This is a genomic window from Sulfurimonas marina (genome assembly GCF_014905095.1).
GTDB lineage: Bacteria > Campylobacterota > Campylobacteria > Campylobacterales > Sulfurimonadaceae > Sulfurimonas > Sulfurimonas marina.
Map to the genome: position 1 here is coordinate 121,243 of NZ_CP041165.1, position 20,945 is coordinate 142,187.

Below are 20,945 nucleotides of genomic sequence, written 5' to 3' on the forward strand. Positions count from 1 at the left end.
ATATATATAAGAAAAAGGATCTATCATGGCAATTAGTTCATTAGGTTTAGGATCGGGTGTTTTAACGATGGATGTACTAGACCAACTAAAAGCTGCAGATGAAGCTGCAAGGATTAATCCGCTAGAAAGACAATTATTAACTATACAAGATAAACAAGCTGAATTCAATGTTCTAGATGCGACGATGACAAACTTATTCGATAGTATTTGGGAACTAAAATCACCAACTCTGTATGACGAACGTTCTACAAGTGTTAGTGGTACATCAGTAGAGGTAACGGCTTCTGCAAACAGTGATATTCAAAGTTTTACGTTAAATGTTCTCTCATTAGCTACAACTCAGATTGAGCAGTCTGGTTCATTTACAAGTGCAACAACTGCAGGTCTTGTAGCAACTGCTGCAGGGACTATGAATTTAAATGTAAACGGGACTGATTATACAATCAACTATGATGAAACAATGACTTTAGATGATATAAAAGCAGAAATCAATAACGTTGCAGGAGCAGATGTAAACGCGACAGTTGTACAGGTTGCAAGTGGTGATTTCCGTTTATTCTTAAACTCTGTAAATACGGGAACTACTCAAGATATTACTATAACAGATACAACGGGAAATCTTGCAGGGACACAGTTAACTACAGGTATGACAGCTGTACAAACAGGGAGTGATGCGCAGTTTGAGTTTAACGGACAATTGGTAACAAGAACTTCAAATAATGTAACTGACCTTATAACAGGTTACGATATCACTTTAAAAGAGGTTGGCAGTTCAACTGTAGACGTTACGCAAAATCGTGATGAGATTATGATGAGAATCGATAGTTTTGTAGAAAAGTATAATTCTGCGATGACTTATTTAAACAAGGTGACAAAAAATAGTATAGAATCAGATGAACGTGGTCTTTTCTCTTCTGATAGTACTATTAGAAATATGCAGAATGCAATTAGAAATGCAATGGATACTATTGGAGGTGGTGTTAGTAACCTTTATGAATATGGTTTTGATATCGATAAAGATGGAAAATTAACAATTGATAAAACTGTGTTGAATGACAAACTTGATACGAATGCCGGGAATGTAGAAGTTTTCTTCTCAGGCGGTGACTATGATAACGGTGATGGTACAACAACGGCGATTGATGGAGCATTTACTGAGCTATATAATGTTGTGGAAACTTATACAGGTCTTGGAAAAAGTTTAGATAATCTACAATCGAGTATCAGTGACTCTATCTCATCTTTAGAAGAGAGAAAAGCTACTGCAATTGAAAGATTGAATAATAAGTATGACACAATGGCTCAGCAATGGGGTGCTTACGATTCTCTTATAGCAAGATTTACGAGTTCAGCGAATGCATTTATTATGATGGTAAATGCACAAAGTGCTGCAAGTAGTAGCTAAAGTTTTTCCTGAGATTGACGATATATAAATAATTAACAAAAGGATTTGAAATGTATGGAAATGCGGCACATAATATTTATTCAGAAAACAATGTAGCAATTGAATCATCGGAAAAATTAGTAGAACTTATGTATGAAGGTGTTTTAAGATTTAATACGTTGGCAAAAAAAGCGATGGATGCTGGTAATATAGAGAAAAAAGTGTACTGGATAAATCGTTCTATAGCCGTAATTGATGAGTTAGTAGCTATCTTAAACTTTGAAGGTGGGGCTGTTGCACACTATTTAAAAGGTTTATACAATTACCAAATTACGCTACTTTTAGATGTGAATATGCACGATGATGCAAAAAAACTTGAAGAGTGTACAAACGTATTTAAAGAGTTGCTTGAAGCATGGAGAGATGCTACACATGTGGCTTAATGAGCTTAAAGTTGCTATCATCCAAAAGGATGTTGCGCAACTTGAAAAGCTTTTAGACGAGACTCCTCAACTCGAAAAAAAAGAGGATATAGAAAGTGCTATTTACCTTTTTAAGGCTGCTATAGAGCTTTTAGAGACACTCAAATCTGAAACAGCAACTTCTATGAAACAGATAAAAAAGAATATAGATTTTCTAAACTCTACTAAAAGAGATTCAATTAATAGCCTAGATATTACCTCTTAGGCTTTTTATTTATCCCAAAGTGTAAACTTCTAATAGTATAGTCACTAATAACTGCCCCTTTTCTCATTCTCAGGATATGTTCCAGGGCATCGGCAATATCCTCGGCTAAAAGTTTCGAGTTCTCATTATCACTGACATCAAAATGCAGATCATCGTAAAAAGAGCTTTGGGTCATGTCCGGGTTAATATTTGTGATGCTGAGCTCAGACTTTCTTGTTTCTTCAAAGAGTGCATCACTAAACGCTTTGAGTCCTGATTTTGTAGCGCTGTATACTCCGGCAAATTTACTCGATCGAAGCGCTTCAATAGAGTTGATATTGAGGAGGTAGCCTTTGTTTTGTTTCAGTGATCGCAAAGTTGCGTTTGTAAGAAGCATCGGAGCTGTGAGATTTAAAAAAGTCATTTGCGTTATTGTTTTGGAACTTAACTCTTCATGAGGGGCAAATTCTCCAAATCCTGCACAATTAATCAATATAAAGATCTCCTCTTTTTTTAACTTTTCGATCAGTTGGAGTGTTTGTTTTTCATCGCTCAAGTCACACTGCATAGCTTTAAAATTTGGCTCTTCAAAAAGAGTCTCATCAACACTGCGGCTAACACCGATAACACTATAACCTAGTGCTAACAACCGTTTTGTTAGTGCATAACCTATCCCGCTGCTTGCACCTGTAACTATTGCGTTTTTCATGAAAACTCCCTATACTATACCTATGAAAAAAATATATATAACTGACCTTGATCATACATTTTTGCGCACAGATTTATCTGTAAGTGATTATACTAAAAAAATATGGAACTCTTATGAAAAAGATTCCGTTATTTCGATAGCTACAGCGAGAACTTATAAAAAGACGATGCAGTTTTTAAAGGGTGTAAGTATCAATGCACCGATGATATTACTTGATGGGGCATTGATCGCAACAACTGATAAAAAGATTGTAGATACTAAGTTCGTCTCAAAAGAGATGGCCGATGAGATCATCGAAGAGGGTGGAAAACTTGGAATCTATCCCTTTGTCCTCTCTTTAGTGGATCAAGAGCTCAATGAAGCGTTTACTTACTCAACGACGCTCAATAACTATCAAACAGAGATTTTAAAACGTTATGCTAACGACGACCACACACAAGGTTTTAAAAACCTTCGTGCAATGGATGATAATTTTAAGATCGTTTATATGGCTGATGAAGCGATACTTATTGAACTGGAAGAAAGAATTAAGAAGATATTTGGTGATGAACTCAAATATATCCTGGCACCGGAAGCGTATATGGGATGCTACTTTTTAACTATTTTACATAAAGATGCAGATAAGGCTCACGGTATTACAAGTGTGAGTGAATCAGCAGGATTTGATCTGAATAATTTGAGTGTTTTTGGGGATAACCTTAACGATATAGGAATGTTTAATCTAGCTAACACTTCCGTAGCAGTTGCAAATGCCCATGACGATGTGAAAAAAATGGCAGATATCGTTTTACAACATAGTAACGATGAAGACGGTGTTGCAAAATATCTTGAGGGGTTAAGAGATGGATAGAAGTGCAACAATTCTCTCTATGAGTATCATAGCGGTTTTATTTTTTATATTTGGATTCGTGACGTGGTTAAACGGTTCGCTGATCCCGTTTTTAAAAGTGTTATGCGATCTCAATGAATTTGAAGCACTGTTTGTTACTTTTGCATTTTATATCTCTTATACGGTGATGGCATATCCTATGTCATATCTTTTGGAACTTACAGGTTATAAGAAGGGGATGAGTTTAGGTTTATTGGTGATGGCGGTTGGAAGTTTACTTTTTATCCCTGCTGCTTTTATGAGAGAGTTTGGAATCTTTTTGCTCGCTCTTTTTGTATTAGGTACGGGACTGACTATCTTACAGAGTGCTTCAAACCCTTATATCGTTTTACTCGGACCTATTGAGAGTGCAGCACGTCGTATCAGTATCATGGGGCTTATAAATAAATCTGCGGGAGTTCTCGCACCTATTGTATTTACTGCATTAATTTTATCAGATATCCCCGTACTTCAAGAGTTGCAAGAGAGTAATTTAGATCTATTATCGCAGAAGCTGGTTACACCCTATCTTGTTATGGCCTCTATTTTATTGGCACTGATCTTATTTGTCCATTTTTCCCCTTTAAAAGAGGTGGAATATGAGGAGGATGATGTTTATGATCATGTAAGTATTTTTAGATTTCCTCATGTAGTTTTAGGTGCAATTGCACTGTTTTTTTACGTAGGTATCGAAGTGATTGCAGGGGATACTATCGGGCTTTATGCACAAAGTTTGGGGCTTGAAGATGTCACTATACTCACATCTTATACAATGGCATGTATGGTCTCTGCATACCTAGTCGGTGTTATAGCAATTCCAAAATTCCTCTCTCAAAAAAGTGCACTTGCATTCTCATCACTCTTAGGAATTGTATTTATTTTTTTAATTGTTTTTACTCCAAAAGAGAGCCATATATTTATGGAAACAATCCCTGATACAGTGCTGTTTGTAGCACTTCTTGGGCTTTCAAATGCTTTGGTATGGCCGACTATCTGGCCTTTGGTGTTAGAGGGCTTAGGGCGACATACTCCCAAAGCGAGTGCACTTTTAATTATGTCTATTGCAGGGGGAGCACTCTTACCGCTTCTTTTTGGGCGTATCTCTCTTTATACGAATGATATGCAGTTGAGTTACCTTTTAGGGATTGTAAGTTATCTTTTTATCCTTTTTTATGCACTTAAAGGGCATAGGATAGGGAGAGATTAAAAAGGGACCCTCTCCAAAAGCCAAAATGAAGATACAGAGCCTATTACATAAGCTACGGCTGTATCTACCTTTTTTTCACTAATAAATTTGTGTATCCCTTTTAAAACCAATGCGGAAATTAAGATAAAAATTATTTGTCCGAGCTCTATCCCAAGATTAAATGAAAAGAGTGAAAGGGGTATCTCATCGTGCGGCAAGCCTATCTGAGAAAGGTTTGAAGAGAATCCAAAACCATGAATCAGGCCAAATAGAAACGCTACGACTCCTAAGTGCTTTTTTGTAAATGTTCGACGTTTTAACATTATCTCTTTTGCCAAGAAGAGGATACTTAATGCTATCATTGCTTCCACATAAGCGATGTTAATTGTGGACGTACCCAATATTCCAAATACTAGAGTAATGGAGTGTGAAAGGGTAAAAGCGGAAATGGTATAAAGCAGTTTACGCAGACTTACAGACAATATGAGTAGTCCCATCACAAATGAGAGGTGATCAAAACCGGTCAAGATATGTAAGATCCCCAACTGTAGGTACTCTATAAAAAGTTGTAATTTAGTGTTTTGTTTATTGAACTCTATAAAAGGTGTAGTAGCTCTTAATAGAGATTTATAAAGAGTGTCATCACTCTGATAACGCACAACTACACCCCGATCGCTTGAAACAAGTCCCTCTACCCAAATTCTAGTACCTTTTAAACCGTTTTCCCCACAGTGAAGTTGATATTTTCTGATAATAAAGCCGTTTTCAATGCTTTTGAGTGTTGGTGTATTTTGGAGACAGCGTGAAGGGTAATTGATAGAAATATCTTTATCTCTTGTATCTGAAAGGGGCTTTTTATAGACTACATCTATAGTGGCATCACTGTTTTTTTTGAGATTTAGAAATGAGAGTCCTGTTTGGTGGGCTTGTAAAAAAACAGAGAGAAAAGTCAGCAGAAAAACAATACGAAAAAAAGACATCTATTTCTGTTCTTTAATTATGTATTTGTTAAAGAGTTTAGCGTATTCTTCTTTCTCATTTTTTACTTGAAAGCTTTTTTTATAGTTTTCATAAACTATCCCTTCAACTTCTTCAAAAGGGTAAGGTGTTGAGACCTGTTTGTTTGTTATAAAAAAGAGTTTGTTTTCAATTGCTTCACTCCAAAAACCTTCCGGTAAAGTGGAAAGTTTTAGCGCAATATAACTGCCGAATTTTTCTTTAATCGAATTTGGGGTCAGTTGTTTATATTTTTTGGCATAAGGGCGAAGATCGGTAATTGTAGGAAGAATTTTTATCACATTTTTTTCTATATTCTCATTAAATGTAAAGATATAAAGATCTAGGGAGTTCACTTTACTATAGTCGTTAAGATGCTCTTGATAAAATTTCTTGAGTTGCTCTTCGGAAGGTTCTTGAAACTGTGTATCATTTTTAAAGAGATACTCCATTTTTTCAAGAAGAAGATTGTCTATCTCTGGGTTCTCTTTATAAAGTCCTAAAGAATAGGCTTCTGCTAAAAGTATCTTTTGGTATGTAAGATACTCGAAAACTAGTTTTTTGGTTTCTAGTTGTGTTGTGTTTTGTAGGTTTTCCAGCTCATAGTGCTGAAGCGTAAGAGTAGGTTTTGAGATAGTCGTTTGAACATCTTGGGAGTAATCAAAGTAAAAATAAGCGATAGCACCTAAAAGTAAAAAATGCAGTAACGGTTCATAAAAAATTTTTTTTGTTATATTTATCATATATAAGTATATAAAGTGTATAATAAATACTATATTAAAAAGAAGGTTTTATAGATGATATTAGTCACCGGCGGAGCTGGATATATAGGTTCACATACCTGCGTAGAATTAAGTAATGCAGGACTTGATTTTGTAGTATTTGATAATCTTTGCAACTCTTCAAAAGAGAGTTTAACGAGAGTATCACAAATAATCGGTAAAGATGTGAATTTTATAGAGGGTGACATTAGAGATAAAGAGGCTTTACAAAAAGTATTTGATCTCTATAATATCGATTCCGTGATTCATTTTGCAGGACTTAAAGCTGTTGGAGAGTCTGTCGAAAAACCGTTAGAGTATTATGACAATAATATAATAGGGACTATAAGACTTTGTGAAGTGATGGAGCAAAACAATTGTAAAAAGATAGTTTTTAGCTCTTCAGCAACAGTGTATGGAGATCCTCTTACTACACCGATTACAGAAGATTTTCCCCTTTCAGCCACAAACCCGTATGGCAAAACAAAACTTTTTATTGAAGAGATACTTAGAGATCTATTTGGTTCAGACCACGCGTGGAAAATAGTACTGCTTCGTTATTTTAATCCTATAGGTGCACATAAATCAGGTTTAATCGGTGAAGATCCAAACGGAATACCAAACAATCTTATGCCTTACATTTCACAAACTGCCGTGGGCAAATTAAAGCAGTTAAGTGTATTTGGAGATGATTATGATACACATGATGGTACGGGTGTGAGAGATTATATCCATGTTGTTGACTTGGCAGACGGACACGTAAAAGCGATTGAAAAAATTGATACATTAGATAATGTTTTGACGGTTAATTTGGGAACAGGAAAAGGGTACTCAGTTTTAGATATGGTTAAGGCATTTGAGAAGGCTTCTGGTAAAGAGATTCCATATAAAATTACATCAAGACGCAAGGGTGATATAGCAAAATGTTTTGCCGATCCGAGTTATGCGAAGTCTGTTCTAGGATGGAAAGCAAAGCGTTCAATTGACGAAATGTGTGAAGACAGTTGGAGATGGCAGTCTAATAATCCTAACGGATATAAAAATAACTAGAGTTATTCACACTCTAGTGTTATTGTTGCCTCTTTTATATTTTTATATTTAAGAGTAGTTATATCCCCTTCTTTTAAGAGTTTTTGGGCTTTTGGTACCGCACTTATTTTACATCCGCTACTTATATACATACTCAGATCAAGATCTACGTATGAGCTGAAACTATAACTTTTTGTACTGCTTGTCTCATTATAATCTGTAAGCTTTCCATTACTCGAAACCATATAGATTTTATTATTCTCCTCATTAGAGAGCTCTATAAGATGTTTTTCTCTTTGATCAAGACTTAAGTAAGTATGGTTCTCAAACTGTGTAACTCCTATAACACCTTCTGAATTATTAAGATCTACATTTGCATCAAAATCTTCAAACCGTATGGTTTTTAAATCATTCATCCCGTAAATAAGCCAACTATTTCCATCTTTTGCCATAGAGACCTCATACATATCCATAACTTTCGGAATATATTCAGAGGTAAAGATAGGCATTGCATCTTGTTTGAGTGCCCAGTTAAACACATATTTTAAAGCCTCTAAAGATGCACGTTTAGAACCTGAATAGAGATGATAATAGATATCTATCGGTTTTAAACGTCTTGGTGAATTTGTGAGTTCAAAAGTTTGTGTGACGCGCTTAAACCCCCAAAACGGTCCAAGCCAGTTGTTTGTATAGACATTTTCATTTTGTGCCCCCGTATAGACCTGGTAGTAATCTGAACGTTTTAGTCCAAAAGGGGAGATGCGAGTCAGCCAAGGATTGGTTTTGACAATAGTCGTATCGCCACCATTGATTGCCAAAATATTATTTTTATAGATATACTCTAAAGCATTTTTTCTTGGAGCACAGTCACCACTCCAAAAGATAATGTTTGCTTTTTTAGATTTGTTTTTCGGTGAGTATTTTTCATTGATAGTATCAAGAAAGGTTTTGAGCTCTTTTTCAAGTGAAAACTGATACTCAGTTACTTTTAGCCTGTACTCTTCACTTAGATTGTTATCAATGATTTTTTCCCAGAAAAACGGGTGTGTAAACGTATGGCTTGCCGCTTCAACATTTTCAAGTGCAAACATCTCTTTAGTTATTTTAATCATTTTTTCTGAGAGCTTTGGATAAAGACCGTTTGGATCTATCTCTGCTCCGATAACAGAAACTGAATGTGGAATCTTATATTTTTTAAGAATTTTATTGAGGATTACATCTCCTGAATACTCCCCGAAATCTCCCTCTACTTTATTCATAATTCCATCACCGTCAATATGTGTAAAAAGAAGGCGTTTCCCATTTTCAGTGGTTGGATCGGGTACAGGAAGTTTTGGAAGTCTTAGTGCCTGCTCAAAAAACTTAAAAGGATTTGTTACCCACATATCTTCACTGTTAATAGCTGTAATAAAAGCTTCATTTTGAAGGTATCCACCCCATGAAGTGATCGCTGCAGGAGTTGAAGTTTTTCCATCTGTATATTGATAGGTAAGTAACTCTTTTGCATCTTTTACATGAATAAGCATAGGGTTTCTAGACATAGGTGGTTCTATCTCAAAGCCAACCATTTTATTTTGGAGAAGGATAGATTTTTTAGGCAGATTAGTCTGTTCAATAGTAATACCGAGTGATGCAAGTTCATCCTCTTTGGCATCAATTGCAAAAGTATTCACAAAAACTATAGGGATATTTCGTTTCTTTACTTCGTTTAGCCACTTTAAGAGTTTATCTCGATCGTTATAGTACTTCTCAAGCCAAATAACTATACCCGCATAATGCTCTAGTTTATTTGGATCAGGCAGACCTTTATTGATATCGTAAAGTTTTTGAATATAGCCAAGATACTCAAAGATAAGACCACCCTCAAAGTGTGCACCTTGAAGCATGCGATCGAGTCTGCTTTCATCTATAAGTGTCAGAATCTCTCTTTTAACAGCATTTTTAGAACTTTTCCCATAGATATCCAGTTCTTTGTTTGCTACATAAGGGATAAACCCTTTTGCTTGAAGCTTTTTTACAAGCTTATCAGCATATTTCATATCTGAGAGGTAATCAACGGCAATAATATCGAGGTTATATTTTTTCACCTTTTCAAGATTTTTATCGAGCCATATGCGATCTGCTTCATCCACCTCTTTATAGGCTAGGTTTTTTCCTTTTAAACCTTGATAGTAAGATTCAAATAAAACTGCATCAACTGCATCGTGAACATCGTCAATAATCCCAAAACCACGGTTAATTATCAGTTTTACATCCGGATATCTTTTGTGAAACTCCTGAATAAAACTAGCGAGAGAGTGTTGACTCTCTTGAATCTTTTCTGGTGTTTTAGAATAAAAATAGTACGAGTCTAAAGTATCAAAAAAGAAGTTTTTAAACCCCTGTTTTAAAAGAGGATCAATTTGGTGTGTAAATATAAACTCTTGATACTCTTTATTGTTTATATCTAAGACATCACTATTCCAAGCCTCATTTTTGGCCACAATCCATGAGCTATTGATATCATTGTGTACACTACTGTTAAGATCTACTTCGCCGATACTAATATAGGCATAAATACTCTTTTTATAAAGAGAAAAGCCATGTGTAACAGTGTTTGTATGTTGGGGTTGAACGATGATATAGTCATGAACACCAATCATCGGATAAGAGAGCTCATCACCGTAGTAAACTATCGCACTTTTATCTTGTAAAGAACCAAATAAAAGTGTACTAAAAATCCACACAAGAAGTAGGTATTTTTTCAACCTAGAACTCCTTTGAGAGTGTGTACATAAATTGATAGTCTATATAGAATTGAAGTACTTTCCCACCAATACCGTTAACTGAATCGGTATAAGAAGCACCGATACTCATATGATCTTGTTCAAATACTTTTCCGCCGATACCGCCATTGACACCAAATGTATAATCACCGATATCAGAGCTATAATAAGGGGAAAATTCAATGTAAGGTCTCCAAACTCTAGTATAGAGGTTTTTATTAGCATAACCGTACGAGATATTAATCCCTATATTGTAAAACTGGCTTGGTAAAACTTGATACTGATCTAGTTGGAGTTGATCGATAATCCCTTTAGAACCAGAGCGTTCACTATACATCCCGTTATCGTAAAACACGCCAAAGCGCAGATCAGGATAACCGTTTCTTAACTGTTGTGAAATATTTGCACTAAAATATCTGCCGTTTCCAAGATGTACATTGTCTTGGGAGTAAAAGTCACTAAGTTCATATCTAAGTTCAACAGAGGTTGAATTGAGAACTTGATATATTATTGACGGAGCAACAAGATCTTTTTTGCCGCCGAGATAGAGCTGTGTACTCTCCTCAGCCTTTTTGTTTTTTGCTAGTTCCAAACCAGCAGTAAAATCAGTACTTAACTGGTATGTTGCATTTAAAAGAACTGAGAGATAGTTTCTCATATTATGGTTATAGAGAAGATCCAGCTCAACAGAAGCTCTCTCAGTTACCTTTTTAATGCCGAGTGTAGCATCATAAGTATTTTTTGGAACATCTACTAAAATATCACTATCAGATGATTTGTTATTGTAGTATCCAAAACCGGTCAATATATACCAGCTATCACCAATATAAGAGCTGTTTTTAAGTGTCACATAGTGCTGTTCAAGTGGATCTCTAATATATCTCGAGAGTCTTAAATCAAGTGTATCGCTTCTAAGTTTACTAAGCTCTATCTGTTCTATATAGTTGTTTTTATTATAGTGATTCTGATTAAAAAAGTTATAGTTTACTGTTTGTGCCAATGCAATTTGCCCATCCTCTTTTGCCTGGAAAGAAGCATCTGAAGCAGAAAGTTCGTAGAGATATTGATCAAGCAGATTTTCTATATTTGTATGGTGTTGTAAAACAATTGCGTTTGAGAACTGCATCCATAGTTCCGGAGTCGGTGTTTGCGTATAAATCTCATGGCTTTTTTCAAGTGCCTCTTTTTGCAATGCCCAAGAGTACGCTAACTCATTATAGTTTTTTTGTTTGAGATAAGGCTTTGCTTTTTTGAAGTTTTTCTCAAATTTATCAGCACGCATAACATACATTGCCGCACTAAGATAGTTTGTAAGATGATCATTGTCTTTTTTGAGACTAGGAGTTTTTTCTCTTTGTTCTCTTAAGAGCTTCAAGATCTCCCTCATTCTCAACTTGAAAGCCTCATCTCTATTTTGTATCTGATAGATATATGCTTGTAAAAACTTATAATCAACGCTTTGTGTAATCATGTTTTCTTCAAAATCAAGGAGACTCATATAATAAGAGGCTCTGTCAATATTATTGATATAGAAATATGCTGAAGCTAAAGTGAAGTAAAGTGATGGAGAAATATTGTTTTTCTCTTCAATCTCCAGAAGGATTAGTTTTGTATTTTTAACATCATGCAGATCCATAAAATGCCATAAAAGAGCCGTTTTAATTTCTATATCATACGGAGATAATAAAAGTGCTCTTTGTAAAGCCATCTCTTCGAGATCATACTTCTCATAGTGGTTATAAACTTTTGACTTTATGATCCAGTACATAGCCTCTTGTGTAAGAGGTGAATTTTCTTCATCTATTGTTGTTAAGAGTTTGTTTAGATCATCAAATTTGTTTTTGTTGATAGCATCGTTTGCATAACCGAAAAACATATATGGGAGTTTATATTTCATATAGCCTTCTTTTACTGCTTGTGCAGCAATTTGGGGATCGATATCCTGATAAACTACAGCAACTCTTTCATAGTCAGACAATCTCCCTTTATCTATATCAATCAACATCTTAGATGCTTGTGCGGCAGGAAGGTTTTTTTGCAGGTACCATCCAAGATCGCTCTTTAGTTCAAAATATTGTACTTCATGAGTATCATTATTATCTTGAATAATATTAGGGTTATTCACATATGTAAGAGAGTCATAGGCAGTGTTGATATCTCTTAAAATATAGTAGTATTTTGCTATAAGGGCACTGTTTTGTTTAGAGTAAGGTTTTTCTTTACTGAGAATATCTACATATTTTTTTGCCAGCTCTAGATCACCTAATTCTAAAGAGAGTTCAAGTGCCTTTGTCAACAATAAAGTTTTTTTCGTTTTTTTATACTCTTTATCTAAAATAGTTATAACTTTTTCCGGAAAACCGGTTTTTTTATAGATAGTGATCAGCAGATCAACATTCTTTTCACTAGGGTTCTTTCTTACTCTGTTTCTTACCAGCGGTTCTATACTCTCATATTGGTAAGTTGATTTTCCATACTCGATGAGTTGTTTCTCAATTTTAGGATCGTATTTGAGCTGATACATCTTTTTTAGATGTTTCATAGAACGTGCAGAACGGCCTGTCCATTGTGATATAGTAGCCATTTTTTCATTCCAATAATAAGAATTTGGATGTTGATTATAACCGATTTGTGCAACTTGAAATGCACTCTCTACATCACCTTTATATAAAAACACTTGCACCATTAGACGAAGCTCTTCCTCTTCGGAAGCGGGTGTTTGTAACTGCTTTTTCTTTGCAAGCGGTGTTTGCTGGGTAACTGGAAGGTTTGCTTGCGCAACTACGGATATAAAAGTAAAAAGTAATACTAGAACTATTTTTATCATAACTTATTCTCGTATCTTAGGATTTTTTTCGATAATTGTGATGCATATTCAAGTTCCCCTGCAGCTAGATAGATACGTAAGAAAAACTTTCTCATTTTCACATTGCCTATGTATTTCGATTCATATTGATGTACAAGGTTGGCTGCCTCTTTTAAAAGATTGCCCGATTGTAGCGCTTTAATAGATTTCACTAGATACTGCTCCTGCAGATCTTCATTTTTTGAAACATAATAGAGCTTTAGATACGTATCTGATGCCGCCTCATATTTTTTAATCATAAGGTAAAATTGTGCCAGTTTCTCCTGTATCTCAATTGAGTCTTTAGCATATCTCTGTAAAATAGTTTCGGCACTTTTATAGTCTTTATAGCGTATAAAAATATCATACTTATCCATTGCCCATTTTGTAGAATTACTTGTGTCATATTTCTCTAAAGAGTTGATAAACTCCATTGAATCAGCTCTTTTGTAAAGATTTAAAGAAAGGTAATACCCCTCTCTTAATAGGTCTACGTTTGTCGGATCATCTTTTAACATTATCTGTAAGAAATAATATGCAGCTTGAGGATTATGTACAAATACAGCTTCATTATGCCATCTTTCTGCATTGTCATTATAAAGTTTCTCTGTATATATTGTTGTAAAAAGTTTTTTGAGATCATTATGCAGAGCTTTTTGTTGTTTTTCATCATTAATAGAAAAATATTTTATTTTTTTTGTTTGGTAAGCTAATACAATCGCTTTATTTCGAATATATATGTTTTTACTTTGAAGTAAGCTTTTAGAAAGCTCGAGAGAGTGCTCAATCTCTCCTGCTTGTACATATTTTTCTAATAAAATTAATTTTAACGAATCATCGTTAGGATTGTGTTCTAAAAGGTCTTTTAGATAGATCATACTGAGATCGTAATTAGACTGATCAGCAGATATTTGATCTTTTAAGATCCCTTTTGGATAGAGTGCAAAAAGGATAATAAGAAAGACTATAACAGTGAACAGAAGTTCTTTGTATGTGACAACATAAACAGCTTCTTCATTATTGACATCGTACATCTATAGTTGCCTTTTTGTTAGATTTGTATTTAAGAGTCATCTCTTTGCTATTCAGTTTTTGAATTGAACTCTTTGGAATAGCGTTTACTAGACAGTTCTCAGGAATATGCAGTTTGACCTCAAGGGGTACATTTGCACTGAATTTGTATCGTTTCGAGTTTTGATTGTTAATATACTCTGTAACTTCCCCGTTGGAATTAATAAGATACGCAGAATTATCCATTGTTTGACCATTGAGTTTAAAACTATGTTTTGTATGAGGGTCTAATGCGATATAGGTATGCCCCTCAAAACGGTTTACACCTAGGATTGTCTCTGAGTCATGAAGTGCTACACTGGCATCTTTCTTCTCTACTCTGAGTGTTTTAAGATCCCTCATCCCATCATAGAGCCAAACACCATCCTCATAAGCAACAGAAACTGTCCAAAAATCCATAGCTTTTGGAATATATTCAGAGGTATATATAGGCATGATATCTTTTTGTTTTAATACCCAGTCAAAAACATAACGGACAGCATTTAACGACGCTTTTTTTGAAGCTGAATAGAAGTGATAATAGACATTGATAGGTTTTAATCTTTTTGGAGAGTTTGTTAACTCAAATGTTTGTACAACTTTTTTAAATCCCCAGTACGGTCCCATCCAGTCTTTTGTAAAAACATTTTCATTTTCTGCACCTGTATAGATTTGATAGTAGCCATCTCTCTCAAGACCAAGAGGGGCTACTCTAGTCAACCATGGATTTGCATTGTTAATAGTGGTATCTCCACCGTTAATGTTTAAAATATGGTGTTTTGCAAGATATGTCAGAGCATCAGTCCTAGGATTACAATCTCCACTCCAAAATACTAATTTTGCTTTTTTATCTGAATTTTTACCAAGAAGTTTATCCTGAATAAAATCAAGCATTCCCAATGTTTCATACGCTGTAGAAAAGGTATATCCCGGTGGTTGAAGTCTATATTTTTCATCGAGTTGATCATCTTTTATTTTTCCCCAGAAAAACGGGTGAGTAAAAGTGTGTGTTGCGGGTTCGACATTATCTAGAGCATAGATCTTTCTACTTATTTGTAACAGCCTTTTTGATTCTTTTGGATAGATACCATCGGGCATAATCTCTGCACCGATAAGAGATACAGAATGTGGAAATTTATATTTTGTCAGTATCTCTTTATAGATAATATCACCGGATATAAACTCAGGATCGAACTCAACACCGTTTAAAATACCGTCACCGTCCATATGTGTAAAAAAGAGTCTGCTTCCATTCTCTGTTGTAGTATCTGGAACAGGTAAATCTTTTAAGCGTAGCGCCTCTTTAAAAAATATAAACGGGTTAATACTCCAGAGGTTTTCCCCGTCAAGTTCTATAAAAAATGAATCACCGAGTGCATAACCGCCCCATGGAGTAATCGCTGCAGGTGTTGAGGTTAATCCGTAATTGTCCTTATATGTTAAAAGTGCTTTAGAAGCTGCTGGAGGATTGATATAAAATCTATTTTTATTGATTGGTACTTTTATCTCATAATCCATCATCTTATCTCTGTGGACTATAGTTTTAGTAGCATCGGCTTTTCCATCTATTGCACTAATACCTAGCTGTTGTAAAAATGTATTTGATGAGTCAAAACCAAAATCGTATGCAAATACGACAGGGATATTTTGTGACTGAATCTCTTTTATCCAAGTTACCAATTTTGCAGAGTCTTTGTAGGCTATACTCAACCAAATAACTACACCTGCATATTGATTCATATGTTCAGGATCTGGAAGTGAATTGTGGATATCGTAGAGTTTCTGAATATATCCGTTATACTCTAAAGGTAAAGCTCCATAACGGCTTGCAGAGAGCTCTTTGCGATCTTCAATACTCTCATCTACAAGTGTCAAAATTTCTCTTTTTATCGCATTTTTCGATGATTTTCCGTAACTCTCCATACTTGGCGTTGTAATATATGGGATAAATCCTAAGTTTTTGAGCTTTTCTATATTGTTGGACTCAAGAGTCTCAACATCGATAATATCATCACTGAGGTTTTTATAGAACTTGATAGAACTTTGAAGTTTTGGATCTTCAGATGCGTTATATACAAGTAGTGTATCGATATATCGAGAAACAGATGCAAGGAGCTCTAGATCATCTAAATGGATTACTACATGTGCATCTTGAAATGTTTTTGTAGATCTGAATTTATTTAAAAACAGTGTTAAATTTTTCTTGCTTATAGGTTTTTGAACGTCAAAAAAGAAGTTTTTATATCCACTTTTTGAGAGTTTCATCAGACCAGCTAGCAACTTTTGGGGAGTGGTACTACTGTCAATATTCACTTTTGCATAGATTTTATTGTTATACACCTCAAAACCATGCGTATATACATTGGTTTTTGCAGGATCTACGATGATATAATCATGGATTCCTACCATAGGATAGGAGATCTCTTTCCCAAGATACACTATGGCACTTTTGTCATTTATCGAACCATAGGCAGTAGCTATAAAAAGGAAAAACGTAAGGATAATTTTACTGTAACATAAATGTTTCATAATTCAACCTATTCATCTCTTCACGTATAACAAGTACACCGAGAGTAAAGACAATTAACAGAGATATCGTATATCCGTATCCAAACATAGTCGTTCCCATATTGATCGATAAGTATGTCAAAAGCCCGTTTAGAACAAAGAACGAGATAGAGAGCCACATTGCAGCTTTTTTACGATCAAGATAATACAATATTGCCAAAATAGACATAAATGCCAACTGTAACATAGCTCCAATTGTTAAAATATAAAAGAGTCCAAGGTAAAGGGTAGAGATATTTAATGCTGCAAAGAGTTTATCTGCTGTTAAGAAGAGAATAATATCAACAATACCTTGAACCATGATAATCTCATGGATTGCATGTCTTACGATTGAAGTCATATCGTTTTTATATTTTTTGATAAGTCCTAAAGTCCCGCCGCTTCTAACGGCATCATAGTAGAGATCGTACTTTTCAGCAAAATCGGCTTCAAGTCTAAAGAAAAAGATAGCCATACCGGGCAAAATAGATAAGTATGCCAAGAAGATAGGCATATCATATACAACTGAGGCATGTAGCTTACCGATAATAGCATGTCCGGTTGCAGGGTGGTACCAAAAGATAAATTTGTCTATCCACGCACCAAGGTTATAACTAAGACCTGCAATACCTAGTGACCAGTAAAAGTTATGATCTAAAAAGAAGTTTAGCTTCATAAATATTGTAGAGGGATAACTCTTAATAATAAGGCTCATCAGTATTGTAAAAAGGATAGCATTCCCGGTAAAAAAGATATATACAAGCATCTCTATAGAGCTTCCGTATGCATATGAAACCGCAACAATAAAAGTGTATGAAAGAAGGTATGCCCAAACAACTTGTGAATAGTATTTTAAACTAGCTGCTAATATACTAGAGATCCATACCCCACAAAGTACTAAGAAAGTAAGTACGGTGCCGACAATAAATGAAGGTGGCATATCGCTAAATACCCACATATACAGAGGGACTATAAAGATAAGACCGAGTCCCCAAGCTAAAAAGATAGCACCAAAGTATGAGGGGAGGATCTCATCCTCTTTATTTCTAAAAATTAGATCGGCAATGTACCTTGTAAAAGGAAGCTGTAAAATCCCCGTAATAATCAAACTTGATGCCAAAGCGATTGCATAGGTGATAACGACCTGGAATCTAAAGGCATCTTTCACTTCACCAAAGTGTGAAAGGTTGATAAAACCTACTAGGATAATTGCTATGATCGATATAACCCACGGTCCAGAACTGAGTATCGCTGAGTACCCATATACTTTACCGAGTGAAAGAAGTCTATCTTCACGCAGTATTTTTCTAAGTTCAAATCCAATGCCCGCCATTATAGACCCCTTTTAGGTAGATTTGTCAAGAATTTATTGATTGAGAATCTTTTTAACATCACTTTAGGATATGGAGCCGATTTTGGCATATAGTAAGGGAAAACTATCTCTGCCAATTCATCCCAGGTAAGATCTTTTGCTTCGTTGTATAGAGCTGCATACTGTTGTAAAAAAGATGCTTGAGAGTAGTATTTTTTTACACGTTTTAAACCAGTCTCTTGAGCTCTTTTCCATAAGCCGTTTTCGAAATTCAAAAACTTGATATATTGAGATGCAAGCTCATCAGGATTTGCAATACCGGTAATTGCACCAGCAAATCCTAAGGCTTTATCCTCGTCATCTATACCGCCTTCTATTAAATCACGACAACTTCCAACATCGGTTGCAACACAAGGTACACCTGCAGCAAAACCTTCTAAGATAACCAACGGCATCCCCTCACTGATTGAAGAGAGTGTTTGTAGTGCCGATTTCGGTAAAATCTCTTTAACATTACTGTGTCCAAAAAATTTGATCTTATCTCTATGTGAAACTATTTCATCTAAAGACATTTCACTTTTATTATTTTGAAACATTTGTTTTTTGTGTTTTAAACCAAGAGATATGGCCATCTGTTGACACTCATCAAAATACTCTGCATCCTCTTCAACCGGTCCTACGATCCATCCTTCAATATTTGGAATAGTCATAGAGGCTATCTTGATAGCACGAATAAAAGTTTTAATATCTTTAATAGGTACAACCCTACCGATAAGTGTAATAATAGGTCTTGGAGTTTCAAGACGCTCTTTCATTGTCTCTGCTAGACCTTCAACATCAACACCGTTGGGGATAACCAGTGTTTTATTTTCATTTGCACCGTAACTTACTTGAATCTTCTGTGCACCCGAAAAAAGTGAGAGGGTATAGTTGGAACGATCGTAACAAAACATTCCAATTTTATCGAAGAAGTTTACCCACATACGCTTAATATAGTTATACTCTTCAGGTTGTTGTAATAAACTAGGTTTTTTAAATTCAATCCAGTCAGCCGAGAACATATCAATTTTTCTTTCTCTTGTATAGATCCCGTGTTCAGTTAAAAGAAAGGGTCTGTTTGTATGGTAAGAGGAGAGGGCTCCTAAAAATCCTGCATATCCAGTTGAAGGTGAATGAAATATTTTTGCTTTAGGCAGTTTATCGACAATATTAGCAAGTATCCATATAGGCTTATGGATATTTCTTAATGTCCAGAAATAGTCAATAAACGGAACATCCGGGCAGTTTTTTGTATATACTTCATCTATAAACTGCCAAGCTTTTTTTGAGAACAAAAAGTCTTCAAATGTGACATCTTGTGTATAGAAAGAGACATCTTGCAACATTTTCGGAATCTCAAATTTATCCCCTTTGAGTCCTTTATAGAGTTCTCGAATCGCTTCAAACCCTTTTTCATCGCCCTCTATTTTTTTTGCAGGGGGTGTATCTTCATTATCAAAAAGGTAATGTACTTCGAGATGTTTTAAGTTAGGAGGGAATTCATAACTGATTTTCATCTTTTTCCCGTCGATAGTATCTTGAGCACCTATAAAGCAAACACCAAATGTAAATTGCGGCAACCCTTTCATAAGCTGTAATAACCAGCTTGAAACTCCACCTTTTATGTAAGGGTAAGTTCCCTCGGAAAAAAGCATGATATCAACATTGTCACTTTTTGGAAATTGAATATTATGTGGCATTTTACGCTCTCTTCCATTGTTCTAAAATTGGGTGAATTGTAGAGTTAATACTCAAACTTTCTAATTTTGATAAAATTGAAGCAACTATATTGTATTTACCCATTAAGAAATAGATCTCTGCCATATATGGCAATACAAAACTTGCATCATTCTCTAGAAGCTCTTGTGCAACCGTAAATTCGGTAAGGGCTTGTTCATATGCTCCGTTTTTCATATATACACGACCAAGTAGGAGGTGTAGTTTTGATAATGTATTGATAATTTCTAGTTGTTCTTGCGAGTTCTCCTCTACTGACTCATCCAGTAAGATAAGGTAGTGACGTCTAGATATCAAGGCATAAATCTCTACTTGATCTAAAAACTCTTCATTAAGGCTTTCATGTGAAAGCTCCGTATAAAGAAGTTCCCAATATAAAAAAGCCAGCTCTTTTGCTGCTTCTGCTGCATCTTGAAGATTATGGGAACTATCGGCAGCTTTGAGTTTTTCAAGCTCTTTATTTATATTTTTTGCCAGACGTTTTTCAGCTTTATCGATAATGGCATATCCAAACATTCTGATCTCATCATCAGTACTTGAGAGTGTTTGCTTGATAATCCTTAAGTTTGCCGGAGAGATATTTGTAGAAAGAACGTTCAGTGCTCTTAATTTTTTTGATTTTGGTGCATATTTACTATGAATTAGATCGTTGAGAGAACCTTCTCCAAAAACTCTTTCAACCTCTAAAAACGATATACCAAACTCATCAAGGTTCAATATATTTGTATTTGAAATCTTTTCAGCATATTCCATCTGTACCATCAATCTCGCTAAAATTATTGAAGTAACATAGCCAAGAAGAGGCATAGAAAAGATAAATATAAAGAAATAGAGCAAACTTGATCTGAAGTTGTTTTTATGCAACGAGAATCGAAATAATCTTTTATAAAAGTTACTCTCATCCACAATAGCTTGCAGTCTATGGAGATCTTGTTTATTCACTTTATAAGAACTTGAAATAAACCTTTTTTGTACATATTTTGCAAGAATAAAAGCCAATACTAAACTAATAAGTGTGTGTACAGCTAATATTAAAAAAAAGTATAAATCA

16 protein-coding genes are annotated in these 20,945 nt (G+C 35.0%); 6 read left to right on the forward strand and 10 right to left on the reverse strand.

Annotated features, from left to right (window positions below):
• Positions 1–25: 25 nt before the first annotated feature.
• From fliD to FJR03_RS00650, 3 genes are read left to right on the forward strand one after another with little or no spacing between them, the layout of a single operon-like run.
• Complete coding sequence (gene fliD / locus FJR03_RS00640) at positions 26–1,405, forward strand: flagellar filament capping protein FliD (RefSeq protein ID WP_193113756.1); 1,380 nt, start codon at positions 26–28, stop codon at positions 1,403–1,405.
• Between the two features lie 50 nt (positions 1,406–1,455).
• Positions 1,456–1,827 (forward strand): flagellar export chaperone FliS, encoded by a 372-nt coding sequence (gene fliS, locus FJR03_RS00645; protein ID WP_193113757.1) that lies wholly within the window; start codon positions 1,456–1,458, stop codon positions 1,825–1,827.
• Positions 1,817–2,071, forward strand: a complete 255-nt coding sequence (locus tag FJR03_RS00650; RefSeq protein WP_193113758.1) for a hypothetical protein — start codon at positions 1,817–1,819, stop codon at positions 2,069–2,071. Before fliS ends, FJR03_RS00650 begins: the two co-directional genes overlap by 11 nt.
• Here FJR03_RS00650 and FJR03_RS00655 read toward each other — a convergent pair.
• Positions 2,061–2,759 carry an SDR family NAD(P)-dependent oxidoreductase gene (locus tag FJR03_RS00655; protein ID WP_193113759.1) on the reverse strand — a complete coding sequence of 233 codons (699 nt, stop codon included), beginning with the start codon at positions 2,757–2,759 and terminating at the stop codon, positions 2,061–2,063. The genes FJR03_RS00650 and FJR03_RS00655 overlap by 11 nt on opposite strands.
• A 22-nt stretch (positions 2,760–2,781) precedes the next feature.
• Between FJR03_RS00655 and FJR03_RS00660 the strand changes: the two genes are divergently transcribed.
• The gene (locus tag FJR03_RS00660) at positions 2,782–3,609 is read left to right on the forward strand and encodes an HAD-IIB family hydrolase (protein ID WP_193113760.1); all 828 of its coding nucleotides are present in this window, start codon (positions 2,782–2,784) and stop codon (positions 3,607–3,609) included.
• Positions 3,602–4,834 (forward strand): sugar MFS transporter, encoded by a 1,233-nt coding sequence (locus FJR03_RS00665; protein WP_226962141.1) that lies wholly within the window; start codon positions 3,602–3,604, stop codon positions 4,832–4,834. The genes FJR03_RS00660 and FJR03_RS00665 overlap by 8 nt, the downstream gene beginning before the upstream one ends.
• Here the strand turns inward: FJR03_RS00665 and FJR03_RS00670 are convergent.
• Together FJR03_RS00670 and FJR03_RS00675 are read right to left on the reverse strand one after the other, a co-directional pair.
• Complete coding sequence (locus FJR03_RS00670; protein WP_193113761.1) at positions 4,831–5,793, reverse strand: HupE/UreJ family protein; 963 nt, start codon at positions 5,791–5,793, stop codon at positions 4,831–4,833. The genes FJR03_RS00665 and FJR03_RS00670 overlap by 4 nt on opposite strands.
• Positions 5,794–6,552, reverse strand: a complete 759-nt coding sequence (locus tag FJR03_RS00675; protein ID WP_193113762.1) for a peptidylprolyl isomerase — start codon at positions 6,550–6,552, stop codon at positions 5,794–5,796.
• A 54-nt stretch (positions 6,553–6,606) separates the two neighbouring features.
• Between FJR03_RS00675 and galE the strand changes: the two genes are divergently transcribed.
• Complete coding sequence (galE, locus tag FJR03_RS00680) at positions 6,607–7,620, forward strand: UDP-glucose 4-epimerase GalE (RefSeq protein WP_193113763.1); 1,014 nt, start codon at positions 6,607–6,609, stop codon at positions 7,618–7,620.
• Positions 7,621–7,622: 2 nt separating this feature from the next.
• Here galE and FJR03_RS00685 read toward each other — a convergent pair whose 3' ends face one another.
• The 7 genes from FJR03_RS00685 to FJR03_RS00715 are packed head-to-tail and all read right to left on the reverse strand — an operon-like array spanning position 7,623 to position 20,893.
• The gene (locus FJR03_RS00685; RefSeq protein WP_193113764.1) at positions 7,623–10,346 is read right to left on the reverse strand and encodes a bifunctional glycoside hydrolase/polysaccharide deacetylase family protein; all 2,724 of its coding nucleotides are present in this window, start codon (positions 10,344–10,346) and stop codon (positions 7,623–7,625) included.
• 1 nt (position 10,347) lies between these two features.
• Complete coding sequence (locus FJR03_RS00690; protein WP_193113765.1) at positions 10,348–13,191, reverse strand: tetratricopeptide repeat protein; 2,844 nt, start codon at positions 13,189–13,191, stop codon at positions 10,348–10,350.
• Complete coding sequence (locus FJR03_RS00695) at positions 13,188–14,243, reverse strand: hypothetical protein (protein ID WP_193113766.1); 1,056 nt, start codon at positions 14,241–14,243, stop codon at positions 13,188–13,190. The genes FJR03_RS00690 and FJR03_RS00695 overlap by 4 nt, the downstream gene beginning before the upstream one ends.
• Complete coding sequence (locus FJR03_RS00700) at positions 14,227–16,788, reverse strand: polysaccharide deacetylase family protein (RefSeq protein WP_193113767.1); 2,562 nt, start codon at positions 16,786–16,788, stop codon at positions 14,227–14,229. Before FJR03_RS00700 ends, FJR03_RS00695 begins: the two co-directional genes overlap by 17 nt.
• Entirely contained in the window at positions 16,766–18,139 is a 1,374-nt protein-coding gene (gene pelG, locus FJR03_RS00705) for an exopolysaccharide Pel transporter PelG (protein ID WP_193113768.1), read from the reverse strand. The genes FJR03_RS00700 and pelG overlap by 23 nt, the downstream gene beginning before the upstream one ends.
• Entirely contained in the window at positions 18,139–19,857 is a 1,719-nt protein-coding gene (pelF, locus tag FJR03_RS00710) for a GT4 family glycosyltransferase PelF (protein WP_193113769.1), read from the reverse strand. The genes pelG and pelF overlap by 1 nt, the downstream gene beginning before the upstream one ends.
• Position 19,858: 1 nt before the next feature.
• Positions 19,859–20,893, reverse strand: a complete 1,035-nt coding sequence (locus FJR03_RS00715; RefSeq protein WP_193113770.1) for a hypothetical protein — start codon at positions 20,891–20,893, stop codon at positions 19,859–19,861.
• Positions 20,894–20,945 lie beyond the last annotated feature (52 nt).